The 22,485-nt window shown below is 61.6% G+C and carries 20 protein-coding genes, 1 tRNA gene and 1 pseudogene; 13 read left to right on the forward strand and 9 right to left on the reverse strand.

Annotation, left to right across the window (positions count from 1 at the left end):
* The first annotated feature begins 19 nt into the window (after positions 1–19).
* From GAL01_RS13535 to GAL01_RS13545, 3 genes and pseudogenes are all read left to right on the forward strand, one after another.
* A complete protein-coding gene (locus tag GAL01_RS13535) occupies positions 20–1,582 on the forward strand; it encodes a Do family serine endopeptidase (RefSeq protein WP_062028427.1) in 1,563 nt (520 codons plus the stop codon).
* Between the two features lie 25 nt (positions 1,583–1,607).
* The gene (locus tag GAL01_RS13540) at positions 1,608–2,675 is read left to right on the forward strand and encodes an FUSC family protein (protein WP_062028424.1); all 1,068 of its coding nucleotides are present in this window, start codon (positions 1,608–1,610) and stop codon (positions 2,673–2,675) included.
* A 147-nt stretch (positions 2,676–2,822) separates the two neighbouring features.
* A pseudogene (locus GAL01_RS13545) lies at positions 2,823–4,281 on the forward strand (mannitol dehydrogenase family protein).
* A gap of 56 nt (positions 4,282–4,337) precedes the next feature.
* Here GAL01_RS13545 and GAL01_RS13550 read toward each other — a convergent pair.
* A complete protein-coding gene (locus tag GAL01_RS13550; RefSeq protein ID WP_082790651.1) occupies positions 4,338–4,490 on the reverse strand; it encodes a DUF3309 family protein in 153 nt (50 codons plus the stop codon).
* Between the two features lie 74 nt (positions 4,491–4,564).
* The gene (locus tag GAL01_RS13555) at positions 4,565–5,395 is read right to left on the reverse strand and encodes a TerB family tellurite resistance protein (RefSeq protein WP_062028422.1); all 831 of its coding nucleotides are present in this window, start codon (positions 5,393–5,395) and stop codon (positions 4,565–4,567) included.
* Positions 5,396–5,565: 170 nt separating this feature from the next.
* On the opposite strand from GAL01_RS13555, the gene GAL01_RS13560 reads away from it, so the two are divergent.
* Positions 5,566–5,883: a hypothetical protein gene (locus GAL01_RS13560; protein WP_231865250.1), complete on the forward strand. Its 318-nt coding sequence runs from the start codon at positions 5,566–5,568 to the stop codon at positions 5,881–5,883.
* Here GAL01_RS13560 and GAL01_RS13565 read toward each other — a convergent pair.
* Both GAL01_RS13565 and queG read right to left on the reverse strand, forming a co-directional pair.
* Positions 5,880–6,110: a ribbon-helix-helix domain-containing protein gene (locus GAL01_RS13565; RefSeq protein ID WP_062028418.1), complete on the reverse strand. Its 231-nt coding sequence runs from the start codon at positions 6,108–6,110 to the stop codon at positions 5,880–5,882. The two genes, GAL01_RS13560 and GAL01_RS13565, sit on opposite strands and share 4 nt — an antisense overlap.
* On the reverse strand, positions 6,107–7,165 hold the full coding sequence (queG, locus tag GAL01_RS13570; RefSeq protein WP_062028416.1) for a tRNA epoxyqueuosine(34) reductase QueG: 1,059 nt from the start codon (positions 7,163–7,165) through the stop codon (positions 6,107–6,109). Before queG ends, GAL01_RS13565 begins: the two co-directional genes overlap by 4 nt.
* A 158-nt stretch (positions 7,166–7,323) precedes the next feature.
* On the opposite strand from queG, the gene GAL01_RS13575 reads away from it, so the two are divergent.
* The 3 genes from GAL01_RS13575 to GAL01_RS13585 are packed head-to-tail and all read left to right on the forward strand — an operon-like array spanning position 7,324 to position 10,832.
* A complete protein-coding gene (locus GAL01_RS13575; RefSeq protein ID WP_062028414.1) occupies positions 7,324–8,865 on the forward strand; it encodes an adenosine deaminase family protein in 1,542 nt (513 codons plus the stop codon).
* Entirely contained in the window at positions 8,862–9,938 is a 1,077-nt protein-coding gene (locus GAL01_RS13580) for a purine nucleoside permease (protein ID WP_062028412.1), read from the forward strand. The genes GAL01_RS13575 and GAL01_RS13580 overlap by 4 nt, the downstream gene beginning before the upstream one ends.
* Before the next feature lie 3 nt (positions 9,939–9,941).
* On the forward strand, positions 9,942–10,832 hold the full coding sequence (locus GAL01_RS13585) for a DUF817 domain-containing protein (RefSeq protein ID WP_082790650.1): 891 nt from the start codon (positions 9,942–9,944) through the stop codon (positions 10,830–10,832).
* On the opposite strand, the gene GAL01_RS13590 is transcribed toward GAL01_RS13585, so the two are convergent.
* The 5 genes from GAL01_RS13590 to mazG form a co-directional block, all read right to left on the reverse strand.
* Complete coding sequence (locus GAL01_RS13590; protein WP_062028407.1) at positions 10,805–11,854, reverse strand: purine-nucleoside phosphorylase; 1,050 nt, start codon at positions 11,852–11,854, stop codon at positions 10,805–10,807. The two genes, GAL01_RS13585 and GAL01_RS13590, sit on opposite strands and share 28 nt — an antisense overlap.
* Before the next feature lie 131 nt (positions 11,855–11,985).
* Positions 11,986–13,131, reverse strand: coding sequence for a tRNA guanosine(34) transglycosylase Tgt (gene tgt / locus GAL01_RS13595; RefSeq protein WP_062028464.1), 1,146 nt, complete (start codon positions 13,129–13,131; stop codon positions 11,986–11,988).
* Between the two features lie 29 nt (positions 13,132–13,160).
* A complete protein-coding gene (gene queA / locus GAL01_RS13600) occupies positions 13,161–14,204 on the reverse strand; it encodes a tRNA preQ1(34) S-adenosylmethionine ribosyltransferase-isomerase QueA (protein ID WP_062028405.1) in 1,044 nt (347 codons plus the stop codon).
* Between the two features lie 85 nt (positions 14,205–14,289).
* Complete coding sequence (locus GAL01_RS13605) at positions 14,290–14,553, reverse strand: hypothetical protein (protein ID WP_174694489.1); 264 nt, start codon at positions 14,551–14,553, stop codon at positions 14,290–14,292.
* Positions 14,554–14,710: 157 nt separating this feature from the next.
* Entirely contained in the window at positions 14,711–15,514 is an 804-nt protein-coding gene (gene mazG / locus GAL01_RS13610) for a nucleoside triphosphate pyrophosphohydrolase (RefSeq protein ID WP_062028401.1), read from the reverse strand.
* Positions 15,515–15,661: 147 nt separating this feature from the next.
* Here mazG and argC point away from each other — a divergent pair, with 147 nt between their 5' ends.
* The 6 genes from argC (at position 15,662) to GAL01_RS13640 (ending at position 22,476) form a co-directional block, all read left to right on the forward strand.
* The gene (gene argC, locus GAL01_RS13615; RefSeq protein ID WP_062028399.1) at positions 15,662–16,561 is read left to right on the forward strand and encodes an N-acetyl-gamma-glutamyl-phosphate reductase; all 900 of its coding nucleotides are present in this window, start codon (positions 15,662–15,664) and stop codon (positions 16,559–16,561) included.
* 76 nt (positions 16,562–16,637) lie between these two features.
* A tRNA-Leu gene (locus GAL01_RS13620) sits at positions 16,638–16,721 on the forward strand.
* Between the two features lie 54 nt (positions 16,722–16,775).
* On the forward strand, positions 16,776–17,933 hold the full coding sequence (locus tag GAL01_RS13625) for a phosphoserine transaminase (RefSeq protein ID WP_099253339.1): 1,158 nt from the start codon (positions 16,776–16,778) through the stop codon (positions 17,931–17,933).
* Positions 17,930–19,069 carry an ATP phosphoribosyltransferase regulatory subunit gene (locus GAL01_RS13630; protein ID WP_062027976.1) on the forward strand — a complete coding sequence of 380 codons (1,140 nt, stop codon included), beginning with the start codon at positions 17,930–17,932 and terminating at the stop codon, positions 19,067–19,069. Before GAL01_RS13625 ends, GAL01_RS13630 begins: the two co-directional genes overlap by 4 nt.
* A 57-nt stretch (positions 19,070–19,126) precedes the next feature.
* Positions 19,127–20,416: an adenylosuccinate synthase gene (locus GAL01_RS13635; protein WP_062027974.1), complete on the forward strand. Its 1,290-nt coding sequence runs from the start codon at positions 19,127–19,129 to the stop codon at positions 20,414–20,416.
* 89 nt (positions 20,417–20,505) lie between these two features.
* Positions 20,506–22,476: a serine/threonine-protein kinase gene (locus tag GAL01_RS13640; protein WP_062027972.1), complete on the forward strand. Its 1,971-nt coding sequence runs from the start codon at positions 20,506–20,508 to the stop codon at positions 22,474–22,476.
* The last annotated feature ends 9 nt before the right edge of the window (positions 22,477–22,485 follow it).

Below are 22,485 nucleotides of genomic sequence, written 5' to 3' on the forward strand. Positions count from 1 at the left end.
TCTGCGTTAGCGTGGGGGCATGAAAAACCCGTCTGTCCGTCTTTCTGTTTCTGCTCTGGCGCTGTCCCTTTCCGCAGGCTGGGCGCTGAGCGCGGCTCCGGCGCTGGCTCAGGATGCTGCGCCGGTTGCAGGCCAGCCGTCTTCCGTACCGACTCCTGCGCCACGTTCGGTGCCGTCGAGCTTTGCGGATCTGGCAAACAGGCTCCTGCCGTCGGTCGTGAACGTCTCGACATCCGCTGTGCTCAAGCCTGTGAAGACGGATGACAAGGGGCCCGATTCCAGCGATCCGGACGGCCCGCAGGTGCCCCCGTTCCAGCAGGGCTCACCGCTGGAAAAATTCTTCCATGATTATCTGAAGCATAAGCCCGCCCCGAACCATCCGCCCCGCCGTCAGCAGGCTCTGGGTTCGGGCTTCATCATTGATGCGTCCGGAATCATTGTGACGAACAACCACGTGATCGAAGGGGCGGATCAGGTCAGCGTCACGCTTCAGGACGGGACCGAAATGCCGGCGCGGATCGTGGGACGGGACAGTCAGGTCGATCTGGCCGTGCTGGAGGTCAAGCCCAAGCGTCCGCTTCCGACCGTCCCGCTGGGCCGGAGCGACAAAGCGCGGATTGGGGACTGGGTTCTGGCGATCGGCAACCCGTTCGGGCTGAACGGAACCGTGACGGCAGGCATCATTTCCTCGCGCGGACGAAACGTCGAACATGGCCTGTATGACGACTATATCCAGACAGATGCCGCCATCAATCGTGGCAATTCCGGCGGTCCGCTGTTCAACCTGTCCGGTGAAGTCATTGGCATCAACACGCTGATCTACGGCGGCTCGGGGGGTGATTCCATCGGGATCGGTTTTGCCATTCCGGCTGATGATGCGCGGGGGATCATCGACCAGCTTCGGCGCACCGGCCATGTCTCGCGCGGCTGGATGGGGCTGAAATTCCAGGATGTGACGAACGACATCGCCGAGACGCTCGATTTCCGCAAGCCGGACGGCTCCAACGGCAAGGGAACGCTGATTTCTGAAATCGATCCGAAAGGCCCGGCTGCAAAAGCGGGTCTTGAGGTTGGCGACATCATCACCCGCGTCAACGATCAGGACGTGACCGGCCAGACCATGCCGCGCATCATTGCCGCCATTCTGCCGGGGACGCAGGCGCAGTTGACGGTCTGGCACAAGGGTGCACTCAAAACGCTGCCGATCACGCTCGCGCAGTCCCCCACGCCGCCGGATATGCCGCCATCAGACACGCACCAGCCTGAACACCGCCATGCGGCTCTGGGTGAACTGGGGGTAACGGTCAGTGCGATCGACGCGGACGCACGCACGCAATATGCGCTGTCTGACGACCAGCGCGGCGTTCTCGTCTCGCGGGTCGAGGCAGGCAGCCCCGCCGCCTCGCGCGGGATTGTGGAAGGCAACGTGATTACGCAGGTCGGGCAGGACCAGATCAACACCCCGGACGATTTCGCCAAGGCCGTGCAGGGTCTGCACGAGCGCAAGAAGACGGAAGCCCTGCTGCTGGTGCAGGACGACGACGGGCTGCGCTGGGTTCCGGTGCCCTTTCTGGGGAACTGATTTTCACCTGTACTGAAATGTGAGCATGAATGTTCTGATACGTCTGGGCCGGGCCTGGCTGCCTGCGCCGCCCCGGAACAGCAGCTGGCGCGAAGTCATGCGTCCCGCAATACGCCAGACCATCCGGGTTCTGGTGTCGGTGGTCGTGGCGTGGATCGTCGGGTCGCTCATGCATCTGCAGGAAACGATCTGGGCGCTGGTCACGGCCCTGATCGTGACGCAGTCCAGCATCAGCCAGACCATGGCCACGGCCCGCGACCAGATCAGCGGAACGGTGATCGGGGCGCTGGCGGGTGGGTGTGCGGTCGTGCTGGAAATCACGACGGGTCTGCGCTGGGTTCCGTTCTGGATCATGCTAACGCCGCTCGTGTTCCTGACGGCCATTCAGCCGACGCTGCGTTTCGCCTGCATCACGCTGATGATCGTGTATCTGTTTCCCAGTCAGGGCAGCCCGTTTCTGCCGCTGGTCACGCGGCTTCTGGCCATTGTCATGGGCGTTGCGGTGTCGATCGTCGTATCGTTCCTCATTCTGCACAGCAGTGCGCGCAAGCAGGCGTTCCATACGGCCGGGCGTCTGTTACGGCGCATGGACCAGCTTCTCAAAAGCGCGCTCGACCAGAATACGGGATGGACGGCAATCGAGCAGCAGAACGATGACTGTGTGGCCCTGTTGATAGAGCTTGAGGACGCCGTCACCGAAGCGCGGCGCGAGCGGCTGAAGGAACTGGAAAAACGTGATCCGGTTCTGGCAGCGCTGCCACGGCTCATGCGGCGCCTGCTGAATGACACGATGCTGGTCGCGCGGGCCATTGCGACGGGGCGCGCGGCAGGAAATACCGGCCTGATGCCGTTGTACAAGGGGCTGAGCCATGCGCTCCGGGCGCTGGCACATAGTTGTGAAGAACAGCTGCTCGCGAAGAACAGCCGTCATCCGCGACAGGCGCAGGATGAAGAAATTCTTCATCTTCTGCCACGCCTGGAAGAACAGACCCGACCGGAAATGCGCTTTGTGATGGCCCTTTTCCGGGAAGATCTGGAAAGGGCCGTGGGTGTGGTCATGCGCGAAGATGTGAGTGGCATGAAAGGGCTCTGACGCCTCTTTCCCGGGGTCTTTGCGGCGGACGGTTCCGGGGGCTGTTGAAACCGTTATTCGGCTTTTGCGTTGTCCGGGGGCTATGATGGCACATGCCCGGCCTTGTCGGTCCCCGTCAGAGACCGGCCCGAAACCACGGAGAAGTCCATGATTACGCGCGAAACCCTTAAATCTCTTCCCGCCAGTGTCCAGGCGCCCCCTTACGACATTGATGGCGTGAAACCGGGGATCGTGCATTTCGGTGTCGGCAATTTTTTCCGGGCTCATGAAGCGTTCTATGTGGAGCAGATCCTTGAACACGCGCCTGACTGGGCGATCATTGGCGTTGGTCTGACGGGCAGTGACCGCTCGAAGAAAAAGGCCGAGGAATTCAAAAAACAGGACTGCCTGTATTCCCTGACCGAGACGGCACCTTCCGGCAAAAGCACGGTGCGCGTCATGGGGGCGCTGCGCGATTATCTTCTTGCCCCGGCAGATCCTGAAGCCGTGCTGAAGCATCTGGCCGACCCTGCCATCCGCATCGTGTCCATGACGATCACGGAAGGTGGCTACAACATCAACGAGACGACCGGCGCGTTTGATCTGGAAAATGCGGCGGTGAAAGCCGATCTGCAGAACCCGGAAAAGCCGTCCACGGTCTTCGGTTATGTCGTCGAGGCCCTGCGCCGCCGCCGGGATGCCGGACACAAGGCGTTTACGGTCATGTCTTGCGATAACCTGCGCCATAACGGCAATGTCGCCCGCAAGGCTTTCCTCGGCTACGCGAAAGTGCGCGATCCGGAACTGGCAAAATGGATCGAGGAGAACGCGACTTTCCCGAACGGAATGGTTGATCGCATCACCCCGACCGTTTCAACGGCCATTGCGAAGAAGCTGAATACGGCCAGCGGACTGGATGACGACCTGCCGCTGGTGGCTGAAGATTTCCATCAGTGGGTTCTGGAAGACCAGTTCGCAGATGGCCGTCCGCCGCTTGAAAAAGCCGGTGTGCAGATGGTCGGGGACGTGACGGACTGGGAGCACGTCAAAATCCGTATGCTCAATGCCGGGCACGTCACGCTCTGTTTCCCGGGCATTCTGGTCGGCTATGAGAATGTGGATGACGCCATTGAAGACGGCGAACTCCTTGGTAATCTGAAAAACTACCTCAACAAGGATGTCATTCCGACCCTGAAGGCACCTTCAGGCATGACGCTTGAAGGCTACCGGGATAGCGTCATCAGCCGCTTTTCCAACAAGGCGATGTCGGACCAGACGCTCCGGATTGCCAGCGATGGCTGTTCCAAGGTTCAGGTGTTCTGGACGGAAACCGTGCGCCGGGCGATCGAAGGCAAGCGCGATCTGTCGCGCATTGCGTTCGGAATTGCGTCCTATCTCGAAATGCTGCGTGGACGAGACGAGAAGGGCGGGACGTATGAATCGTCCGAGCCGACTTATGGCGAAGCTGAGTGGGCTCTAGCCAAGGCCCGACGATTTCGAGAGTTCTCTGAAGCTTCCGGCGTTCGACGGATGGCGCGATCTGGACACGTCTGAACTGGATCAGAAGGTTATCGCGCTGCGGAAGATCATTCGCGAAAAGGGTGTGAAGGCTGCCATTCCGGCCTGAAAACGCTTTTCGGAGTTAAAAACCCGCGCTCAGTAGGAGCGCGGGTTTTTTTATGCTCAGATCTGTCCCAGCAGGACCAGAATCACGACGATGACCACGATCAGGCCAAGTCCGCTGGACGGGTAGTAGCCCCATTTTGAGCTGTACGGCCATGACGGCAGCGCACCGATCAGCAGGAGGATCAGGATTACAAGAAGGATCAGTCCCATGGCACATCTCTCTTGCCGGTTAAGACTGCTTTACGCGCGTTGGTGAACGAAAGTTTCCGCAATATTGCGAAAGATCAAAGCTGTCGGTCGCGCTTGATGCGGTCCCAGGCGGCGTTGATGCGGGCTACCTTGTCCTGCGCGCGGCGGCGCTCGGCTTCGGACATGGGTTTCTGTGCCAGAACGTCCGGATGATGTTCGCGGATCAGGGTCCGCCAGCGGACGCGCACTTCGGTATCGGTGGCAGTGCGCGTGATGCCGAGAATGCGATAGGCATCCGGCTCGTTTGAACCGGCAGCGCGGCTGTTCCCGTTTTCCGCCCGCTCCCACGCCCCCGCGGGGAGGCCGAAGGCCCGGTGTACACGCTGGAGAAAGTCGATTTCCCTGGGATGCAGCTTGCGGTCCGGCCCGGCATCGGCGCGGGCGATGCGGAACAGGGCCGTCATGAGATTTTCAAGCGGCGCTGTGTTGTCGGCATAGGCCGCGCCCATTTCGCGGGCATACATCTCGAAGTCGTCCGTCCGGTCGCGTGCGCGGTCGAACAGCATGCCGACTTCCTTGACGTTGTCGGACGGGAACTGGAAGCAGGTCTTGAACGCGTTGATCTCGTGCCGGTTGACCGGGCCGTCGATCTTGGCAAGTTTCGCACACAGCGCGACAAGTCCGATGGCATAGAGCTGATCCCGCTTGCCCAGCGCCGCCGCGATCTTGGCCGCTCCGAAGAAGGCCGCGCTGTTGGGGTCGGGACGGCCATTTGCAGGAAAACGCTCGCTCCATCCCCCTGTTGAGGGTTTGAGCAGGGAGCCGCTATCGGCGGCATGACCCAGTGCTGCGCCCATCAGCGCTCCAAAAGGACCACCAACCGCGAAGCCCGCGACACCACCGAACATTTTGCCCCAGATAGCCATGACTTCAGCCTAGCACGCCCGTTCGTGGCGGCAAATGACAGATCGTACAGCCGGGCTTGCCAGAAGCTGAAAGCTTTGGCGTGAGGCGTGCTATGAAAGCCGGATGACGAACCCGGCCGCTCTTCATGCTTTGTGGTATCAGGATTTCAGACTGTTTGACGGATATTTTCATGACTTCTTCGCTGCCCCCTCGTACTGATGATGAGTTGATGGAGCTTTTGATCCGCCGGCTGCCCGAGAAGTTGCAGACCGTGCTGAACTGGCTGCGGGAGCCCTCGCATAAATGGGTGCGGATTCCGGCGGGCGTACTCTTTATGCTGGGCGGCGTCCTGTCGATTCTGCCGGTTCTCGGATTGTGGATGCTGCCGATCGGCGTGATGCTGCTGTCACAGGATATTGCGCTGTTCCGCCGCTTGCAGGGCCGCGTCCTGCGCTGGATCGAGCGCAGCCATCCGGACTGGCTGGGGCTGCAAGCCGATAAAGCCTAGCCGGCGCCGTCGAGGCGCTTTTGCAGATGCATAAGTGCAGCAACCCGAAGCGCGGAAGCCAGCGGACGTTCGGGCGGTCGCGTTGCATCCAGCGCGGCGACGAGTGAGGCAAAACTCTGCTGTCGGGTTGTGGCGATCATGTCCAGAACCGTCCAGAATTCTGGCTCGAGCGCCACGGACGTCCGATGTCCGGACAGGGACAGACTGCGTTTGACGAGATCGCTCATGCCGGATGGTCCTCAAGACGGGTGATGGCCCAGTGCGCCGTCTCGGCAACATCCGGGTCCGGGTCTGCCAGCAGGTCCCGCGCCGCGGGGAGGAGCGACGGATCGGCGGAGTTTCCAATGGCGATCAGCACGTTGCGTACAAATCTGTTGCGCCCGATCCGCTTGATGGGCGAGCCGGAAAAGAATGTCCGGAAGGTCGCATCATCCAGCCGGACCAGTTCGTCGAGCTTTGGGGCGACAAGTTCAGGACGCGCCTGAAGTTTGATATGCCGCGCGCTCTCGGCAAAGCGGTTCCACGGACAGACGGACAGGCAGTCGTCGCACCCATAGATGTGGTTGCCGATCTTCGCGCGCAGTGCGTGCGGGATCGGGCCTTTGTGCTCGATCGTCAGATACGAGATGCAGCGGCGCGCATCCATCCGGTAGGGCGCCGTAAACGCATCGGTCGGACAGGCGGTCAGGCAGCGCGTGCAGGAGCCGCAGCTTCCACCTTTGGGTGCGGAGGGCGCGAGTTCCAGCGTGGTGTAGATCTCGCCCAGAAGCAGCCAGGACCCATGCTCCCGCGAAACGAGGCAGGTGTGCTTTCCCGTCCAGCCGAGTTGCGCCTTCTCCGCCAGTGCGCGCTCTGAAATCGGTGCGGTATCGACGAACACCTTCACCTGCGTCTCCGGACCGCCCAGCTTCACGACATACTGCGCCAGATGCTTGAGCATGCCCTTGATGACGTCGTGATAGTCGCGGTTACGGGCATAGACGGAAATATTGCCGCATTCGGGATCGGTCGTCGGGCCTTGTGCCGGAGCATAGGACAGGCCCAGCGAAATCACGCTCCGCACTTCGGGCCACAGCGCCTGGGGATGGGCGCGTTCTTCGATGCGCGTCTCCATCCACTCCATCGTGCCATGATGGCCTTGTGCGACGAATTCCCGCAGCCCCTCAGCCACTTCCGGTCCAAGTTCAGCCTTGCAGAACCCGACCGCATCAAACCCGAGATGGCGCGCATGGTCCGCAATCCGGGTTTCAAGCCCTGTGTTAGGTGTTGGAAAATCAGGCATGAAAAGGGATTGGTCTCACCGGTGAACGGACCTCCATTATGTCATCAGGCGCGCAAGCGGACCAGCTTTTCCGATGTTCGGAAGGCCCGTTTCAGACAGGGTTTGTCACGATCTGAAAATGGCTTGCCACGCCGGGGGCGGGGCGGCATCGTTGGGCCATGCGACACCCCTTCCTATCCGTTCTGCCTGCCGTTTGTCTGGGCATGACTTCCGCTTTGGCGATGATCCAGATCGCACACGCCACCCCGTCTTCCGCAGCACAGGTTTATGACCATGTCCGGAATGATCCGGTCCGGCTGAACATGTTCCTTCGCGCCTTTCCCAAAGGCGCGGATCTGCACAACCATCTGGCCGGCGCGATCTATGCCGAAAGCATGCTGGACTGGGCGGCACGCGATCATCTGTGCGTGTCCCTGACGGAAAAGCGCATTCTCGATCATGCCTGCAGCCATCCGGGAGACAGCGAGTTCCCGGCTGCCGATCTGTCGCACCATGCGGGATCGGAAAACGCGCTGATTGATGCGCTATCCATGCGCGATTTCGTCCCGTCGCCGGGCGATGCGTCCGGGCACGACCATTTCTTCGCAACTTTCGCCCGCTTCGGCGCCATCGACGAGGCCCATTCGGGTGACATGCTGGCCGAAGCCCGCGACCGTGCTGCGCGCGATCATGTAACGTATCTGGAACTGATGGTCTCTCCCGGTGTCGGCGCCATGATCGGGGCGGGTTTTCATCATCCGTTGCAGGGTGACGACCTCGCTTCCGCGCATCAGGCGCTCCTGCCGGAAATTCCGGCGCTGGTGCAGAAAGCGCGCACCGAAACGGACCGGATGGAAGCGCAGGCGCGGGACGTGCTGAAATGTGGAACACCGCAGGCCCATCCGGGCTGCGCGGTCACGGTGCGCTATCTGTTCCAGACCCTGCGGACTTTCCCGTCCCAGGCCGTTTATGCACAGCTTGATGCCGGATATGCGACCGTGAAAGCCGACCCGCGCTTCGTCGGGCTGAATATCGTGGCGCCCGAAGACGACCCAACCGCGATGCGCGACTACGACCTGCACATGCGGATGTTCCATTTTCTGAACGGCGTGTATCCGGGTGTGAAACTCAGCCTGCATGCGGGGGAACTCACGACGGGCCTCGTCCCCACGGAGGGTTTGCGCCATCACATTCGTGCAGCCGTCGATGTGGCAGGTGCCAGTCGCATCGGACATGGCGTGGATGTAGCCCTTGAAGATGATCCTGCATCCCTTCTGGCCGAAATGGCAAAGCGTCATGTGATGGTGGAAATCAACCTGACCAGCAATGACGAGATCCTGGGCGTCAAAGGCGCGGCCCATCCGTTTTCGCTCTATCGCCGGGCCGGGGTGCCGATGGCGTTGTCCACGGATGATGAGGGCGTCTCACGCGGGGACCTGACGCAGGAATATGTCCGCGCGGCCCAGACCTATGGTCTGTCCTATGCCGATCTGAAAACGCTGTCCCGCGCCGGGCTGGACTATGCATTCGTGCCGGGCGAAAGCCTGTGGTCCGATCATCAGCCGGGACAGTTTGTTCCGGCCTGCCGGACGTTTCCCGTCCCATCCGCGTCCTGCACGGCGTTTTTGAAATCCAGCGAGAAAGCCCGCCTGCAATGGGCGCTTGAAGAGCGGTTCGGCACGTTCGAAGCCGCTGCCACACATGAGGGTCTCTACCAGTGAAATCTGTCTCAACCGTTTTCGGCGCCGCGCTCCTGTCCCTCTGTGCGTCTGGTCTGGCGTCGGCTCATGCTCCGATCCCTGTTCGCGTCGTCGTCGTCACGACTTTCGAGATCGGCAAGGACACAGGGGATACGGCGGGCGAGTACCAGAACTGGATCGAGAAACTGCCACTGCAGCAGACGATCCCGGCCCCCGGTACCGATCATGATGTAATGCACTACAATCCGGAGCTGCATGTTCTGGGCATCGCAAGCGGCGAGGGGCCAGAGCATATGGCCTCGGCCATTACGGCCCTCGTGCTCGATCCGCGGTTCGATCTGCGCCATGCCTATTTTGTGCTGGCCGGGATTGGCGGGATTGATCCGAATTTCGGTACGATCGGCTCGGCCGTCTGGGCACCGCGCGTTATCAATGGCGGTCTGTCCCATCTAGTGGACCCACGCGAAATTCCCGCCTCCTGGCCGGACGGGTTTACGCCTGTGCAGGGCAGCACCCCGGATGAAAAGCCACGCCCCGCGCTGCATTCCGGCATGGGAGACATGGAATACACGCTCGATCCGGCCCTCGTGCAGTGGGCCTATGGGCTGACGAAAGACATCACGCTTCCCGACAATGACGGTTTGAAGGCCTCGCGCCTGCGTTACACTGGCTTTGCTCCCGCCCAGAAGCCGCCCTCCGTGCAGCTTGGCGACACGATTTCAGGCGAGACGTTCTGGGTCGGCGCGAAAATGAACCAGTGGGCCGAACGCTGGGTGAAATACTGGACGGATGGACAGGGCGTGATGGCCACGACGGCGGAAGAAGACGTCGCGTTCTGTCAGGCTCTGGCGCTTCAGGGGAAGGCCGGGCGCGTTGATCCGAGGCGCGCGCTGATCCTGCGGACGGCCAGCAATTTCGACATGCCGCCGCCGGGGCAGAGTGCGGCGCAGCTTCTGTCGGACGAAGCGCATGAGACGGGTTTTTCGGGTTTTCAGGCTTCGGTCGATGCGGCCTATACGGTCGGGAGCGTCGTCGTGAAGGAACTGGCGACACACTGGGACCGGTACGGCAAGGCCCTGCCGTCGGCGCAATGAACCATGTCTGACCAGACCCCTCTCCAGACCGGTCTTCTTGAACGACGGATGGGGGACTGGGCGCGGCACTGGCTGCCGCCTGTCCTGCGGGACGCCATCCTGTTTGTGCTCAAGCAGGGCTGGGCCGCGCTGTTTGGCGGTCTGCTGCTAGGGGTCGCCCTGCTCACGCGCGTTCTCTGGCAGCCCGGATGGCCGGTGCATCGCTATGATGCGCTGTTCGTATTCGCCATCGTGGTCCAGCTTCTTTTCCTTGCCCTGAAGCTGGAAACCTGGACAGAAGCGCGCGTCATCGTGCTGTTCCATCTGACGGGAACGGCCATGGAGTGGTTCAAGGTCCGCGTAGGGGCGTGGGGCTATCCCGAACCCTGTTTTTTCCGCGTGATGGATGTGCCGCTGTTTTCAGGCTTCATGTATGCCAGCGTCGGCAGCTACATGGCGCGCGCCATCCGTATTTTCGACATGCGCTTCATCCCCTATCCGCCGTTCTGGCAGACATTCGGCCTGGCGCTGCTGATTTACGTCAACTTCTTCTCGCATCATTTCATCCCCGACCTTCGATATGCGCTCTTTATGGGCACGCTCGCGGTTTATGGCCGCACCATGATCCATTTCCGGATCACGCAGCGCGACTGGTGGATGCCGCTGCCTCTGGCTGCATTTCTGTCGAGTGTGGCGCTCTGGATTGCCGAAAATGTCTGCACGACGAGCGGCATCTGGCGCTATGCGGGGCAGCACGGGCACCAGATGGTCAGTTTCAGCAAAATGGGATCGTGGTACCTGCTGCTTTACGTCGCCTTCATGACCGTCACGCTGCTGGATCGGGACAGGTTTTATCCGACGGCAAAAGGCCGGTCTGCGACCTCAGGTCAGCGTGTCGGAATATGGTCGCGGTAGCGGTCCCAATGCGTGACCAGTTCGCGCACGACCGGCTCTCCCGCGCGTTCGTTGTTGTCATAGGCGACGGCCTGTCCCGGTCCTTCGTCTCCCATGGACGCCGTGACCGAAACGCCGGGCGGGGGCATATCGAAATTGCTGCCTGAACGCAGGACCATGATCCGCTCCGGATCAACATAGCCCAGCCGCGCCAGCATCCGCATGTCGTACTGGTAATGCTGGCTTTCCTCATTGGTCATGACGAAATGGCCTTGGTTCTTCGTCCACATCGAGACCCAGTTCTCGGCCCAGCGGTTGCGTTCCGCGCCGTGCCAGTAGCGTTCCGTGCCCAGCGTCTCGCCCATCAGAACCATCGGTGGCTTCCGGGCCTGCGGATAGCCGGTCCACGCCTTGCGGCGTTCGGCAATTACCGCATCGTCGGCGAGTTTTACGTTCTGGCTTAGGGTAAACGCCCAGCGCGCCAGACCCCGGTTGAGCGGATAGGCCTTGGTCAGCTGCGCCACATCCGTCACCGAACCATAATGGTTCGGATTATCGGGCAGGGTGTCCGGGCGGCTCGCGCCGATCGCGTAGAGTCCGTAAGGCCAGCCTTTCGGAATGGTCCGGTCGTCGATTTCCCGCAGGGCGTCCGCGTCCACAACCCATTGCGCCCAGGCGACGCTGCCGACCGACGCCATGTTCGGATTGACGCCGGAAATGCCGGTGAACAGCCAGTAGGTATGGTGCAGGTCAAAGCGTGGATCGAGCGCCAATGCGTGCAGATCCATATCGCCATGTCGCAGGACGATGCTGTACACGCCATCCATATTACGGCGGAGCTGGTCCGGGACGCCGCGGATGGGGACGGTTTCGTCCAGATGCAGACGTTCCACCCAGTCCTGATACTCGCCGGGCGCGTCCCCGGTATCGTGCCCGACTTCGAAATTGGCCACGACCAGAACGCGGATTTCTTCCGGTGCGGCGCAGGCCGTTCCCGTTGCGAGAGCGGTGCTCAGAACCAGAGCGGAGACGACATGGCGCATGGAAGGGTCTTTCTGGAGTGATGCAGGGCTCTGCCCTGCACCCGGAAGGGGTCGAGACTCCTTCACCCCGCTTTATGAATCGGGATCAAAGGGACTGAGGCCCTTTGTGGGGTCTGGGGCAAAGCCCCAGCTTACAGGGCCAGATCCGGCATCGGCCATTCATCTTCAGTCCAGTCGCCCTTGGCCCAGTCTTCCCGCAGCTTCACAGCCAAAACGTCGAGCGTGCCGTCCACGATCGCGGCGCGGATCTGGCGCATCAGGCGTTGGTAATAGGCCAGATTATGCCAGGTCAGGAGCATCGGGCCGAGCATTTCGTTGGCGCGGAACAGATGATGCAGATAGGCGCGGCTGTAACGTCCGGCGACGGGTGTATCGTCATGGGGCGTCAGCGTGCGGGTGTCTTCGGCGAAGCGGGCGTTGCGCAGATTGATGGGGCCGCGCTCCGTATAGGCGCGGGCCGTGCGACCCGCACGCGAGGGCATCACGCAGTCGAACATGTCCACGCCGCGCATGACCGCGCCCAGCAGGTCGTCCGGCGTGCCGACGCCCATCAGATACCGCGCCTTGTCCTGCGGCAGCATCGGCGTGGTGAAGTCCAGCGTCGAGAACATCAGTTCCTGGCCTTCGCCCACGGCCAGACCACCGATCGCATAGCCTTCAAAGCCGATCTCGGTCAGGGCCTTGATGGAATATTCGCGTAAGTCCCGCTCGGTTCCGCCCTGTACGATGCCGAACTGGCCATATCCTTCACGCGCGACAAACGCCTCGCGGGAACGGGCGGCCCAGCGCATGGACATTTCCATGGATTTCCGTAGCACTTCCGGCGTGGCAGGCAGGGCCGGGCACTCATCGAACGCCATGGTGATGGTCGCATCGAGCTTGAACTGGATGTCGGTCGAGATCTCCGGTGTCAGGCGGTGCTTGCTGCCGTCGATATGCGAGCGGAACGTCACGCCGTCTTCGTCAAGCTTGCGCAGCGCGCCGAGCGACATGACCTGAAATCCGCCGGAATCGGTCAGGATCGGGCCGGGCCAGTCCATCATTCTGTGCAGGCCGCCCAGCTTCTGCACACGGTCCGCCGTGGGGCGTAGCATGAGATGATAGGTATTACCCAGAACGATGCCCGCCCCTGTGGAGCGCACGGCGTCCATCGTCATGCCCTTGACCGTGCCCACCGTGCCGACCGGCATGAAGGTTGGGGTTGGGACCGTACCGTGGCGGGTGTGCAGATGGCCCGCGCGCGCCATGCCGCAGCTCGCTTCAGGCACCCAGGTCATTTTGATGGCATGATCGGTTTTATGATTGCTCATGGCGCGCGCTCCAGCAGGCAGGCATCGCCATACGAATAGAACCGCAATCCGTTGGCGATGGCGTAGGCATAGGCCTCACGCATGGTCTCGGTGCCGCTGAACGCGCAGACAAGCATGAACAGCGTCGAACGCGGCAGATGAAAGTTCGTCATCAGGACGTCCACCGTCTTGAAGCGGTATCCGGGCTTGATGAAAATGGAGGTCTCGCCGCGCCAGGGAGCCACGGTGCCGTCATCGCGGGCCGCGCTTTCCAGCAGGCGCAGGGACGTGGTGCCGACGGCAACAACCCGGCCGCCACGCGCACGGGTTTCGTTGATGGCGGCTGCGGTGTCGGCGTCGATCTCGCCCCACTCTGCATGCATTTTGTGCTCGGCGATGGTGGAGCGGACGGGCAGGAATGTGCCTGCGCCGACATGAAGCGTCAGCGTCCGGCGCTGGATGCCTTTTGCGTCCAGGGCTGCGAGCACTTCAGGCGTGAAATGTAGACCGGCCGTGGGCGCGGCCACGGCACCGCGATACTGTGAGAAAATCGTGCGGTAATCCGCATCGTCCTGCTTCGTCGGACCGAAAGGGCGCTCGATATAAGGGGGCAGGGCCAGCGCGCCAACCCGTTCGAGAAACGCATCGAAGTCGTCTCCCTCGACCGAAAAGCGGATGCTGACCGCGCCGTCTCCTTCGTTTTCGACAACGGTGGCCGTGACCGGATCCGCGCCGAAATGCAGGATGTCCTGCGGCTTCAGCTTGCGGGAATTGCGCGCCAGGGCATGCCAGCTTCCGTCTGCCAGAATGCGGTCGAGCGTCAGGCCGATTTTTGCCTCGCCACGCGTGGCGGCAAGCTGGGCGCGGATAACGGCCGTATTGTTGGCAATCAGCAGATCTCCTTCACGCAGGAAATCCGGTAATTCGCGAATCACATGCGGATCAGGTGCCAGGCCGGGCCGGACATGCAGCAGCGTTGCGCTGTCACGCGGGCGTGCAGGCTCCGTCGCGATGTGATCGCGGGGGAGTTCGAAATCGAATGGGGCGAGATCGTCCGTCATGGGAACGTTCTCTAGCAGGTTCGGCCCGCATGAAAACGTCAGACCCGCGGGCCTGACGTATCTTTTTGTGTAGCAGGTGTATGTTTCAGGCCGAAACGCTGAGCAGATGGCTCGTATCGCTGCTGGAGCCGGAGTTCGAAGATCCGCCGGAAGTCGTCTCGGAAATGATGTTTCCCTGGGCGTCCTCGACGATGGTCGTCGTGGAGCCGTCGGCATTCAGTTTGGTTGTCGTGGTTTCCTGCGTGGAGGAACTGCTGCTGGACGATGAGGACGCGCTGGAAGACGATGCGCTGCTCGCGCTGTAAAGGCTGCTCATGGCCGAAGAGCCGATGGAAGAAATGCCTGTCATAATGAAAAGACTCCGTTGGGAAGAAACGAAGACCAGTTTCGGATCAGAAGGTTAAGAAAGGATAAGGACTCCTGTAACCGAGTGATACGGAGTGTATTCGGTTACGGTATTCGCGGCAGTTTCATTCGCAACGAAGGTATGATCTGTAATCAAGGCGTCATTTCATGCCGGGAAGTGTCTTCGCCTCTTGCCAGAGTGCTTCCATGGTCGGCAGGTCCTGCTCGGCCATGGTTTGCCCCTTGCGCGCGAGCATTTCTTCCATCGCTTCAAAGCGACGGGTGAATTTGGCATTGCTCCGGCGCAGGGCCGCTTCGGGGTCGATATCCAGTTTGCGGGCCAGACTTGCCACGGTGAACAGGACGTCGCCCAGTTCGTCCTCGATGCGGTCCCGGTCTCCGCCGAGTTCGGCTTTCAGTTCGTCGATCTCTTCATGAACCTTGTCGAGAATGCCAGTGGGGGCGTCCCAGTCGAACCCCACGCGGGCGGCGCGGCGGCTCAGTTTCGCGGCGCGCATCAGGGCGGGGAGGGGGAGGGCAACACCGGCCAGCGCGCCGTATTCGGCCTTGCGCTGACGCTCGGCATCTTTTTCCCGCTCCCAGGAATCGTCATCCAGAGCCGCATCGCCGAAAACATGCGGGTGACGGCGCACCAGCTTGTCGGCGATCAGTCCTGCCACGGTCTCAAAATCGAAGTGACCAGCTTCCTGCGCCATCTGGGCCTGAAAGACGACTTGAAGCAGCAGGTCCCCCAGTTCGTCGGGAATGGCCTCGCGGTCGTCACGGGCGATGGCGTCCATGACTTCATAGGCTTCTTCGATCGCGAAAGGGGCGATGGTGGCCGGCGTCTGTTCCACGTCCCAGGGGCAGCCGCCTTGCGGGTCGCGCAGGCGCTTCATGACGTCCAGCAGGCGGTCGATCTGCCGCGGGGACGGCTGGGAGGACGGCCGGTTGGACTGGGGCATGGGAAGATCCTGCTGTTATCGTGCTCAGAGGTTCATAGCCGTGCGGCCGGGTGGATGAAAGCACCGGATGCGCCCTGCGCGTGACAGCCTGACATTCCCGACGTAAAACGTCTTCCGGAACGGATTTGCAGACGGGGTTGCTGGCGCATGGCACGCATTTTCATTGACGGGGAAGCAGGCACGACGGGTCTGGGAATCCGCCAGCGGATCGAGGCGCTTCCGGCCTCTCATGGCCTGGAAATTTTGTCGATTGCGCCGGATCTGCGCAAGGACAAGGCCGCCCGTCGCTCCATGCTCGAACAGGCTGATGTCGCCATTCTGTGTCTGCCGGATGAAGCCGCCTGCGAAACCGTGGCGCTGGCCGAGGGGCTGGATGTCCGGATTCTGGATGCCAGCACCGCACACCGGATCGCGGATGGCTGGATTTACGGTTTTCCTGAAATGGATGCGGAACAGGCGGCTGCCATCAAGGGTGCGCGGTTTGTCGCCAATCCCGGCTGCTATCCGACGGGCGCCATTGCCCTGATGCGACCTCTGGTCCGGGCAGGACTGCTTCCGGCCGATCATCCCGTCTCGATCAACGCTGTCTCGGGTTATAGCGGCGCAGGGCGCGTAGCGATCGAGGAGCATGAAAAGAACGGCGGTCCGGCGTTCTTTCTGTATGGGCTCAATCTCAAGCACAAGCATCTGCCGGAAATCCGGCACTATTCCGGCCTGACACGCCAGCCGCTGTTTGTCCCCTCGGTCGGGCATTTCCCTCAGGGCATGATCGTGTCCATCCCGCTGCATCTGAAAGATCTTCCGGGCCAGCCCTCGGCGGCCGAGATCGAAGCCGTACTGCAGGACGCCTATGCCGGATGCGCCCATGTGCGCGTTGTGCCCGCCGAAACGCAGCTTGTGGCGGACACTCTGGCCAATACCGACGATATGGAACTGCGGGTGCATCATAACGGCGAACAGGTCGTTCTGACCGCCCGGCTGGACAATCTGGGCAAGGGGGCCTCTGGCGCGGCCATCCAGAACCTGCTGCTGATGCTGGGCCTGTAAGGATACGTTATTTCACAGCCCGGATTTTGCACTCTGGCCCTTTTGCGGGGAATGCATTAGGGTCCGGGCTGCCCGCGCGAGAGTGGCGGAACGGTAGACGCAGTCGGCTCAAAATCGACCGCCGAAAGGCATAGGGGTTCGAGTCCCCTCTCTCGCACCATGAATGGTCATTTTCTGCCGGAATGACCTCAGGACCGATCAGCCCGGAACGCGCATGTCCAAGCCGACTGTCAAACCCTCTCGCCCGTTCTTCTCCTCAGGTCCCTGCGCCAAGCGTCCCGGATGGACTTTGACCGGTCTGGATCAGGCCTTGCTGGGGCGCTCGCACCGTGCGCCCGAAGGCCGTGCGCGCCTTAAAGAGGTCATCACCCGCTCTAAAGATATGCTCGGTATTCCGGCGGACTGGCGCGTCGGAATCGTTCCGGCCTCCGATACGGGCGCCGTGGAAATGATCCTGTGGGCCCTCGTTAGTGAGCGCGGGATCGACGTCCTGTCCTTCGAGAGCTTCTCCGGGACCTGGGCGCAGGATCTGCGCGACGTTCTGAAAATCGAAGATCTGCGCGTTCTGGACGCACCTTATGGCGAACTGCCGGATCTGACGACCGTGGACTGGAACCGCGATGTCGTCCTGACATGGAACGGCACGACATCGGGTGTCTGCATTCCTAATGCTGACGCCATTCCGGTCGAACACGAAGGTCTGGTCATTTGTGACGCGACCTCCGCCGCCTTTGCGATGGATCTGCCCTGGGATCGGCTCGATATCGTGACATGGTCCTGGCAGAAGGCACTGGGTGGCGAAGCCGCGCATGGCATGGTGGCGCTCAGTCCGCGTGCTGCTGCCCGCCTGTCGCAACCCTCCTCGCGTCCGCTGCCCAAGATTTTCCGGCTGGCCAATAAAAAGGGCCTGATCGAAGCCATTTTCGAAGGCGATACGATCAACACGCCGTCCATGCTCTGCGTCGAGGACGCGCTGGACGGTCTGCGCTGGGCCGAACAGATCGGCGGTCTTTCCGCCCTGAAAGCCCGCTCGCAGCAAAATCTGGCGGCTGTTGCCCAATGGATCGAAACGGCGGACTGGGTGTCGTTCCTCTCTGTCCGGGAAGAGACCCGGTCCAGCACGTCCATCTGTCTGAAAATCACGGCGCCGTGGTTTGAGAGCCTGTCTGACGAGGCGAAGGGCAAGGCGGTCAAGCATCTGACCGGACTCGTTGCAAAGGAAGATGCCGGTTACGATCTGGCAGCCTATCGTGATGCACCCGCTGGTCTGCGGATTTGGGGTGGGGCTACGGTCGAGACGGCTGATATTGAAGCGCTGTTGCCTTGGCTTGACTGGGCCCATGAACAGACGCGTCTGGAGTTTTCGGCATGAGTCTGTATTCCGAAAGCCCAAGCGCCGCCCTGCTGCCGTCCGGTTTTGCCGACCTGCTGCCCGGTGAGGCCGAAGCCGAAGCCCGTGGCATTGCCAGCGTGATGGAAGCGTTTTCCCGTCACGGCTATCAGCGCGTTCGCCCGCCCTTGCTGGAGTTTGAAAGCTCTCTGCTGGGTGGTTCGGGGGAATCTCTCGCTCCCCAGACCTTTCGTCTGATGGACCCGAATTCGCACCGCATGATGGCGCTGCGTCCGGACATGACGACGCAGATTGCCCGGATCGCGAGCATCCGTCTTCAGGACGCGCCCCGTCCTCTGCGCCTGTCCTATTCGGGAAGCTGCATTGTTGTCGGCACGCCGGGCCGCGAGGCTGACCGTCAGGTCTCGCAGGCCGGCATCGAACTGATCGGCCCCGACAGTGCGCAGGCCGATGCAGAAGTCATTGCGCTCGGCGCAAAGGCGCTTGCGGAACTGGGAATTGAGGGCGTGTCGTTCGATCTGTCCATGCCCGCTCTGGCGCTTGGCCTGATCGAAGGCGTTATTCCCGAAGCCGACCGCGAACCCCTGCTCCATGCGCTGGACCGCAAGGATGCCAGTGCCGTGGCGGAACTGGGCGGACCGATCGCCGGAATGCTGGCCGTCATGCTCCGCGCCGCCGGTCCTGCCGATCGTGCGCTGGATCTGCTGGCTGAACTGGATTATCCCAAGGACATTTCCGGACATTTCGAACGTCTTGCAGCCTCCGTGGCAGCGATCCGCGAGCGCAGCCCCGATCTGCGCTTGACGATTGATCCCGTGGATTTCCGGGGCTGGCGCTATCATACCGGTCTTTGCGTGACGGTGTTTTCGACCGGTTCGCGCGAAGAGCTGGGCCGTGGCGGACGCTATCTGGCGGGGCAGGAGCCTGCCTGCGGTCTGACGCTTCGCCCGCAGGCCCTTTTGCGTGCAGCCCCGGTGTCTGCGTCGCGCCCGCGCTGTTATGTGCCGGTCGATCTGGACGCATCCCGTCTTTCGGGCTTGCACAAGGCCGGTTATGCCACCGTGTCCGCCCTGTCTCATGACGAGGACGCGCTCGCTCAGGCGCAGCATCTGCGCTGCACCCATGTCTGGAAGGACGAGGCGGCCCAGCCGCTCTGACCTGCCGGTCCCTTTCGTTTCTCCCGTCTCGTATTGTCAGTTCTAGGAAGTCAGCTCATGTCCAACGTCACCGTGATCGGAACCCAGTGGGGAGACGAGGGTAAAGGCAAGATCGTCGACTGGCTCGCCAGCCGCGCCGATATCGTTGTCCGCTTTCAGGGCGGTCACAATGCCGGTCACACGCTGGTCGTGGGCGATCAGGTCTACAAGCTGTCCCTGCTGCCGTCCGGTCTGGTGCGCGGCAAGATCGGCGTGATCGGCAATGGCGTCGTCGTGGACCCGAAAGCCCTGATGACCGAGATCGACCGCGTAACCGCACAGGGCCTCGTCGTGACGCCCGAGACGCTGTGGATTGCCGAGAACGCTCCGCTGATCCTGCCGGTTCATGGCGCGCTCGATCGTGCGCGTGAAGCTGCCCGGGGCGAGCACAAGATCGGCACGACCGGCCGTGGCATCGGCCCGGCCTATGAGGACAAGGTCGCCCGTCGCGCCATCCGTATCTGCGATCTGGCCGAGCCCGAGACGCTGGACTGGAAGCTGGACGAGCTGCTCCTGCACCACAACACGCTGCTCGCAGGTCTGGGTGCCGAGACGTTTACGAAGGAGCAGCTCAAGGACTTCCTGACCGAGATCACGCCGCGCCTTCTGCCGTTCTCCTGCCAGGTCTGGGACCGTCTGGACGAAGCCCGTCGCGCTGGTCGCCGCATCCTGTTCGAAGGTGCGCAGGCTGTCATGCTGGATGTCGATCACGGCACTTATCCGTATGTCACGAGCTCCAATACGGTTGCGGCTGTTGCAGCATCAGGTAGTGGTGTGAGCCCGTCTTCCGTCGGATTCGTGCTCGGAATTGCCAAGGCTTACACGACCCGCGTGGGCGAGGGACCGTTCCCGACCGAACTGCACGATCAGACGGGCCGGACTCTCGGTGAGCGCGGCCATGAATTCGGCACCGTCACAGGTCGTCCCCGTCGCTGTGGTTGGTTCGATGCAGTCCTGATCCGTCGCGCCGTCCGCGTTGGTGGCGTCAGCGGCATCGCCCTGACGAAGCTGGACGTTCTGGATGGTCTGGACGAGATTTCGATCTGCGTGGGCTACGAACTGGACGGACAGAAAACTGAAACGTTCCCGTCCGCTCCGGGCGCACAATCTCGCGTGAAGCCGGTTTACGAAACGATGCCGGGCTGGAAAGAAACAACCGCTGGCGCACGCTCCTGGGCCGAACTGCCCGCACAGGCCATCAAATATGTCCGCCGCATCGAGGAACTGATCGAAGCTCCGGTGACGCTGCTCTCCACCAGCCCGGAACGCGACGATACCATTCTGATGCGCGATCCGTTCGAAGACTGATCTCTGACTGCTGGAATCGCGTCCGGCATTAACGAAGTCTCAATCCCTGTCCGGCACAAAAGACCGGACAGGGAAACAGCGGGATTTCGATGGCCGACACGCAGGCAGATAACAGCCAGGAACTGCTCATTGCCGAGCGGTATCTGATCAGCCTGGATCACAAACAGCCTGATTTTGGCGGCTGCGCGACATATGGCGCGCAGGATATGACGGCTTCCGGGGCGTCCTATCTTGCTCTGGCCCCCTTCGCACCCTCCGCCCGTCTTTCCGAATTCATGTTCTTTCGTCATGAGAGCGTGATTCCGATCCAGACTCATGAATACTGTCAGGGCGCCCTGTGGGTGCTGTGCCCGCACCCTCCCGGCCCCTCCCTTGCGGAGAGTCTCGGCCTCTGGACCGAGAGCCAGCTGATTGACGGCGTTATCCGTCCGTTTGCCGGACTTCTCCAGAAGCTGGAAGCGGCCAACCTCACATGTCGCAGCATCCGTCCCGACAACATGTTCGTAGGGCAGGGGCTGCACAAGGTCGTTCTCGGGCCGCTGGGAGTCACCGCGCCTGCTGAAAAACAGCCTGTTCTTTTCGAACCCCTGTCCTCGGCTGTCTGCCGTCCTTCCGCACGGGGTGAAGGGACGATGGACTGTGACATCTTTTCGCTGGGCGTAATCATTCTCGCGCTTGCGATTGGAAAGCTGCCGCTTGAGGGGCTGTCCGACGCTGATATCCTCAAGCGTCGTTTTGAGATCGGTACCCCTACGGCCTACATGCAGGACCAGAAAGTGCCTGTCGGGCTGCGTTCCCTTCTGACTGCCATGCTGGCCGATGATCCGCGCAACCGTCCTTCCCCGCGCGATCTGGTGACGATTGCGCCCAGCAAGGTTTTTACGGTCCGTCCGGTCATTCCTGCCCGTATTCCGCTCATGATTGGCGGGAATGCCGTGTACACACCGCAGGCTCTGGCCTGGTATGCTGGACGTCACCCCACTGAGTTTTCAGCGCTGCTGCAACGGAAAGTCGTCAGTAGCTGGCTTCATGGAGAGCTTGAGCTCTCCGTGATGTCGAGCCTGATCGAACAGGCGAGCGCCACGTTTCTTCCTGCGGGTGGCAGCAAGGCGGTCGATCCCGCGACGATGGTCATTACGCATGCGATTTCCGTTCTGGATCCTGCCGCGCCCATGTTCTGGGGGGGAATCTGGTTCTGGCCTGAAGCGCTGCCCCAGATGATGGCCCAGGCAACAGTGAAGCCAGACAGTCCGGACGATGAACGAACGGTCCGCAATATCCTGAGCTTCATGGCGGGTAACCCGGATGCGTTCCTTTCAGCCCATCTTCCACAGAGACAGGGACGGCAGATCACAGCGTTGTCGGTGGCGGCGCGGCGCATGGCGCTCAAAGGTGCGGACCTGGTCAGACGGTTCTCCTATGAAGCGAACAGCTATCTTCCATGTCTTTCGAAAAAATGTCTGGATGCACGGATTTCCCTGCCGGAAGGTCTGTTGCAGTGGCTGAACCGGCATGTAGGCATCGAAGACCTTCCAGACGATATACTGGCGCGGAGCGGTTTTCTGGACGACCAGATGCGCTCGTTTCTGGAGACGCATTGCGCGCGACAGGGCATTGTTCCTCTGTCGCAGTCACAGAAAGCCGGGTTGCCGGGCTGGCTGGCAGACCTGACCCTGCTTGCCGCGGTCCAGAGGAAATTCGACAACACGCCGCTCAGTTTTCTGGCGCAGCGTGCTCTGCCTCTGCTTGAGGCGGAACTGCGGCAGTGGCGGAGCAGAACCTCACGCGCCCGGCGGCGTGTGCGGCTGGGAAAGGCGGCGGAAAACGGAAATCTGGGCGTCTTTCTGGCAACAGTCAACGATCCGACCGGCCTCCGGCTGGATCAGAGGCAGGCTCAGGAAGCCGAGGCCGAAATCAGCAATCTGATGCGCGTGCTCGACGAGGCGCCTGAGCGGAAAGCCGCCAATGATCGCGAGGCGCGAAATTCTGGCGAATTTTTTTCCCTCCTGACGGGCATCGCAGTTGCAATGGCAAGTATCTGGCTGGAATTCTGCCAGTGAGGAAGATCT

The sequence above is a fragment of the Gluconobacter albidus genome (assembly GCF_002723915.1).
Taxonomy (GTDB): Bacteria; Pseudomonadota; Alphaproteobacteria; order Acetobacterales; family Acetobacteraceae; genus Gluconobacter; species Gluconobacter albidus.

What these genes read in the sequence shown, in the direction of transcription:
- GAL01_RS13565 (WP_062028418.1), bottom strand. Translation starts at nt 6,110, where the DNA reads ATGAGCGATCTCGTCAAACGCAGTCTGTCCCTGTCCGGACATCGGACG.
- tgt (WP_062028464.1), bottom strand. Translation starts at nt 13,131, where the DNA reads ATGACCTGGGTGCCTGAAGCGAGCTGCGGCATGGCGCGCGCGGGCCAT.
- argC (WP_062028399.1), top strand. Translation starts at nt 15,662, where the DNA reads ATGGCACGCATTTTCATTGACGGGGAAGCAGGCACGACGGGTCTGGGA.
- GAL01_RS13635 (WP_062027974.1), top strand. Translation starts at nt 19,127, where the DNA reads ATGTCCAACGTCACCGTGATCGGAACCCAGTGGGGAGACGAGGGTAAA.
- queA (WP_062028405.1), bottom strand. Translation starts at nt 14,204, where the DNA reads ATGACGGACGATCTCGCCCCATTCGATTTCGAACTCCCCCGCGATCAC.
- GAL01_RS13555 (WP_062028422.1), bottom strand. Translation starts at nt 5,395, where the DNA reads ATGGCTATCTGGGGCAAAATGTTCGGTGGTGTCGCGGGCTTCGCGGTT.
- GAL01_RS13625 (WP_099253339.1), top strand. Translation starts at nt 16,776, where the DNA reads ATGTCCAAGCCGACTGTCAAACCCTCTCGCCCGTTCTTCTCCTCAGGT.
- GAL01_RS13560 (WP_231865250.1), top strand. Translation starts at nt 5,566, where the DNA reads ATGACTTCTTCGCTGCCCCCTCGTACTGATGATGAGTTGATGGAGCTT.
- GAL01_RS13590 (WP_062028407.1), bottom strand. Translation starts at nt 11,854, where the DNA reads ATGCGCCATGTCGTCTCCGCTCTGGTTCTGAGCACCGCTCTCGCAACG.
- GAL01_RS13550 (WP_082790651.1), bottom strand. Translation starts at nt 4,490, where the DNA reads ATGGGACTGATCCTTCTTGTAATCCTGATCCTCCTGCTGATCGGTGCG.
- GAL01_RS13535 (WP_062028427.1), top strand. Translation starts at nt 20, where the DNA reads ATGAAAAACCCGTCTGTCCGTCTTTCTGTTTCTGCTCTGGCGCTGTCC.
- GAL01_RS13575 (WP_062028414.1), top strand. Translation starts at nt 7,324, where the DNA reads ATGCGACACCCCTTCCTATCCGTTCTGCCTGCCGTTTGTCTGGGCATG.
- GAL01_RS13630 (WP_062027976.1), top strand. Translation starts at nt 17,930, where the DNA reads ATGAGTCTGTATTCCGAAAGCCCAAGCGCCGCCCTGCTGCCGTCCGGT.
- GAL01_RS13540 (WP_062028424.1), top strand. Translation starts at nt 1,608, where the DNA reads ATGAATGTTCTGATACGTCTGGGCCGGGCCTGGCTGCCTGCGCCGCCC.
- GAL01_RS13585 (WP_082790650.1), top strand. Translation starts at nt 9,942, where the DNA reads ATGTCTGACCAGACCCCTCTCCAGACCGGTCTTCTTGAACGACGGATG.
- mazG (WP_062028401.1), bottom strand. Translation starts at nt 15,514, where the DNA reads ATGCCCCAGTCCAACCGGCCGTCCTCCCAGCCGTCCCCGCGGCAGATC.
- GAL01_RS13605 (WP_174694489.1), bottom strand. Translation starts at nt 14,553, where the DNA reads ATGACAGGCATTTCTTCCATCGGCTCTTCGGCCATGAGCAGCCTTTAC.
- queG (WP_062028416.1), bottom strand. Translation starts at nt 7,165, where the DNA reads ATGCCTGATTTTCCAACACCTAACACAGGGCTTGAAACCCGGATTGCG.
- GAL01_RS13640 (WP_062027972.1), top strand. Translation starts at nt 20,506, where the DNA reads ATGGCCGACACGCAGGCAGATAACAGCCAGGAACTGCTCATTGCCGAG.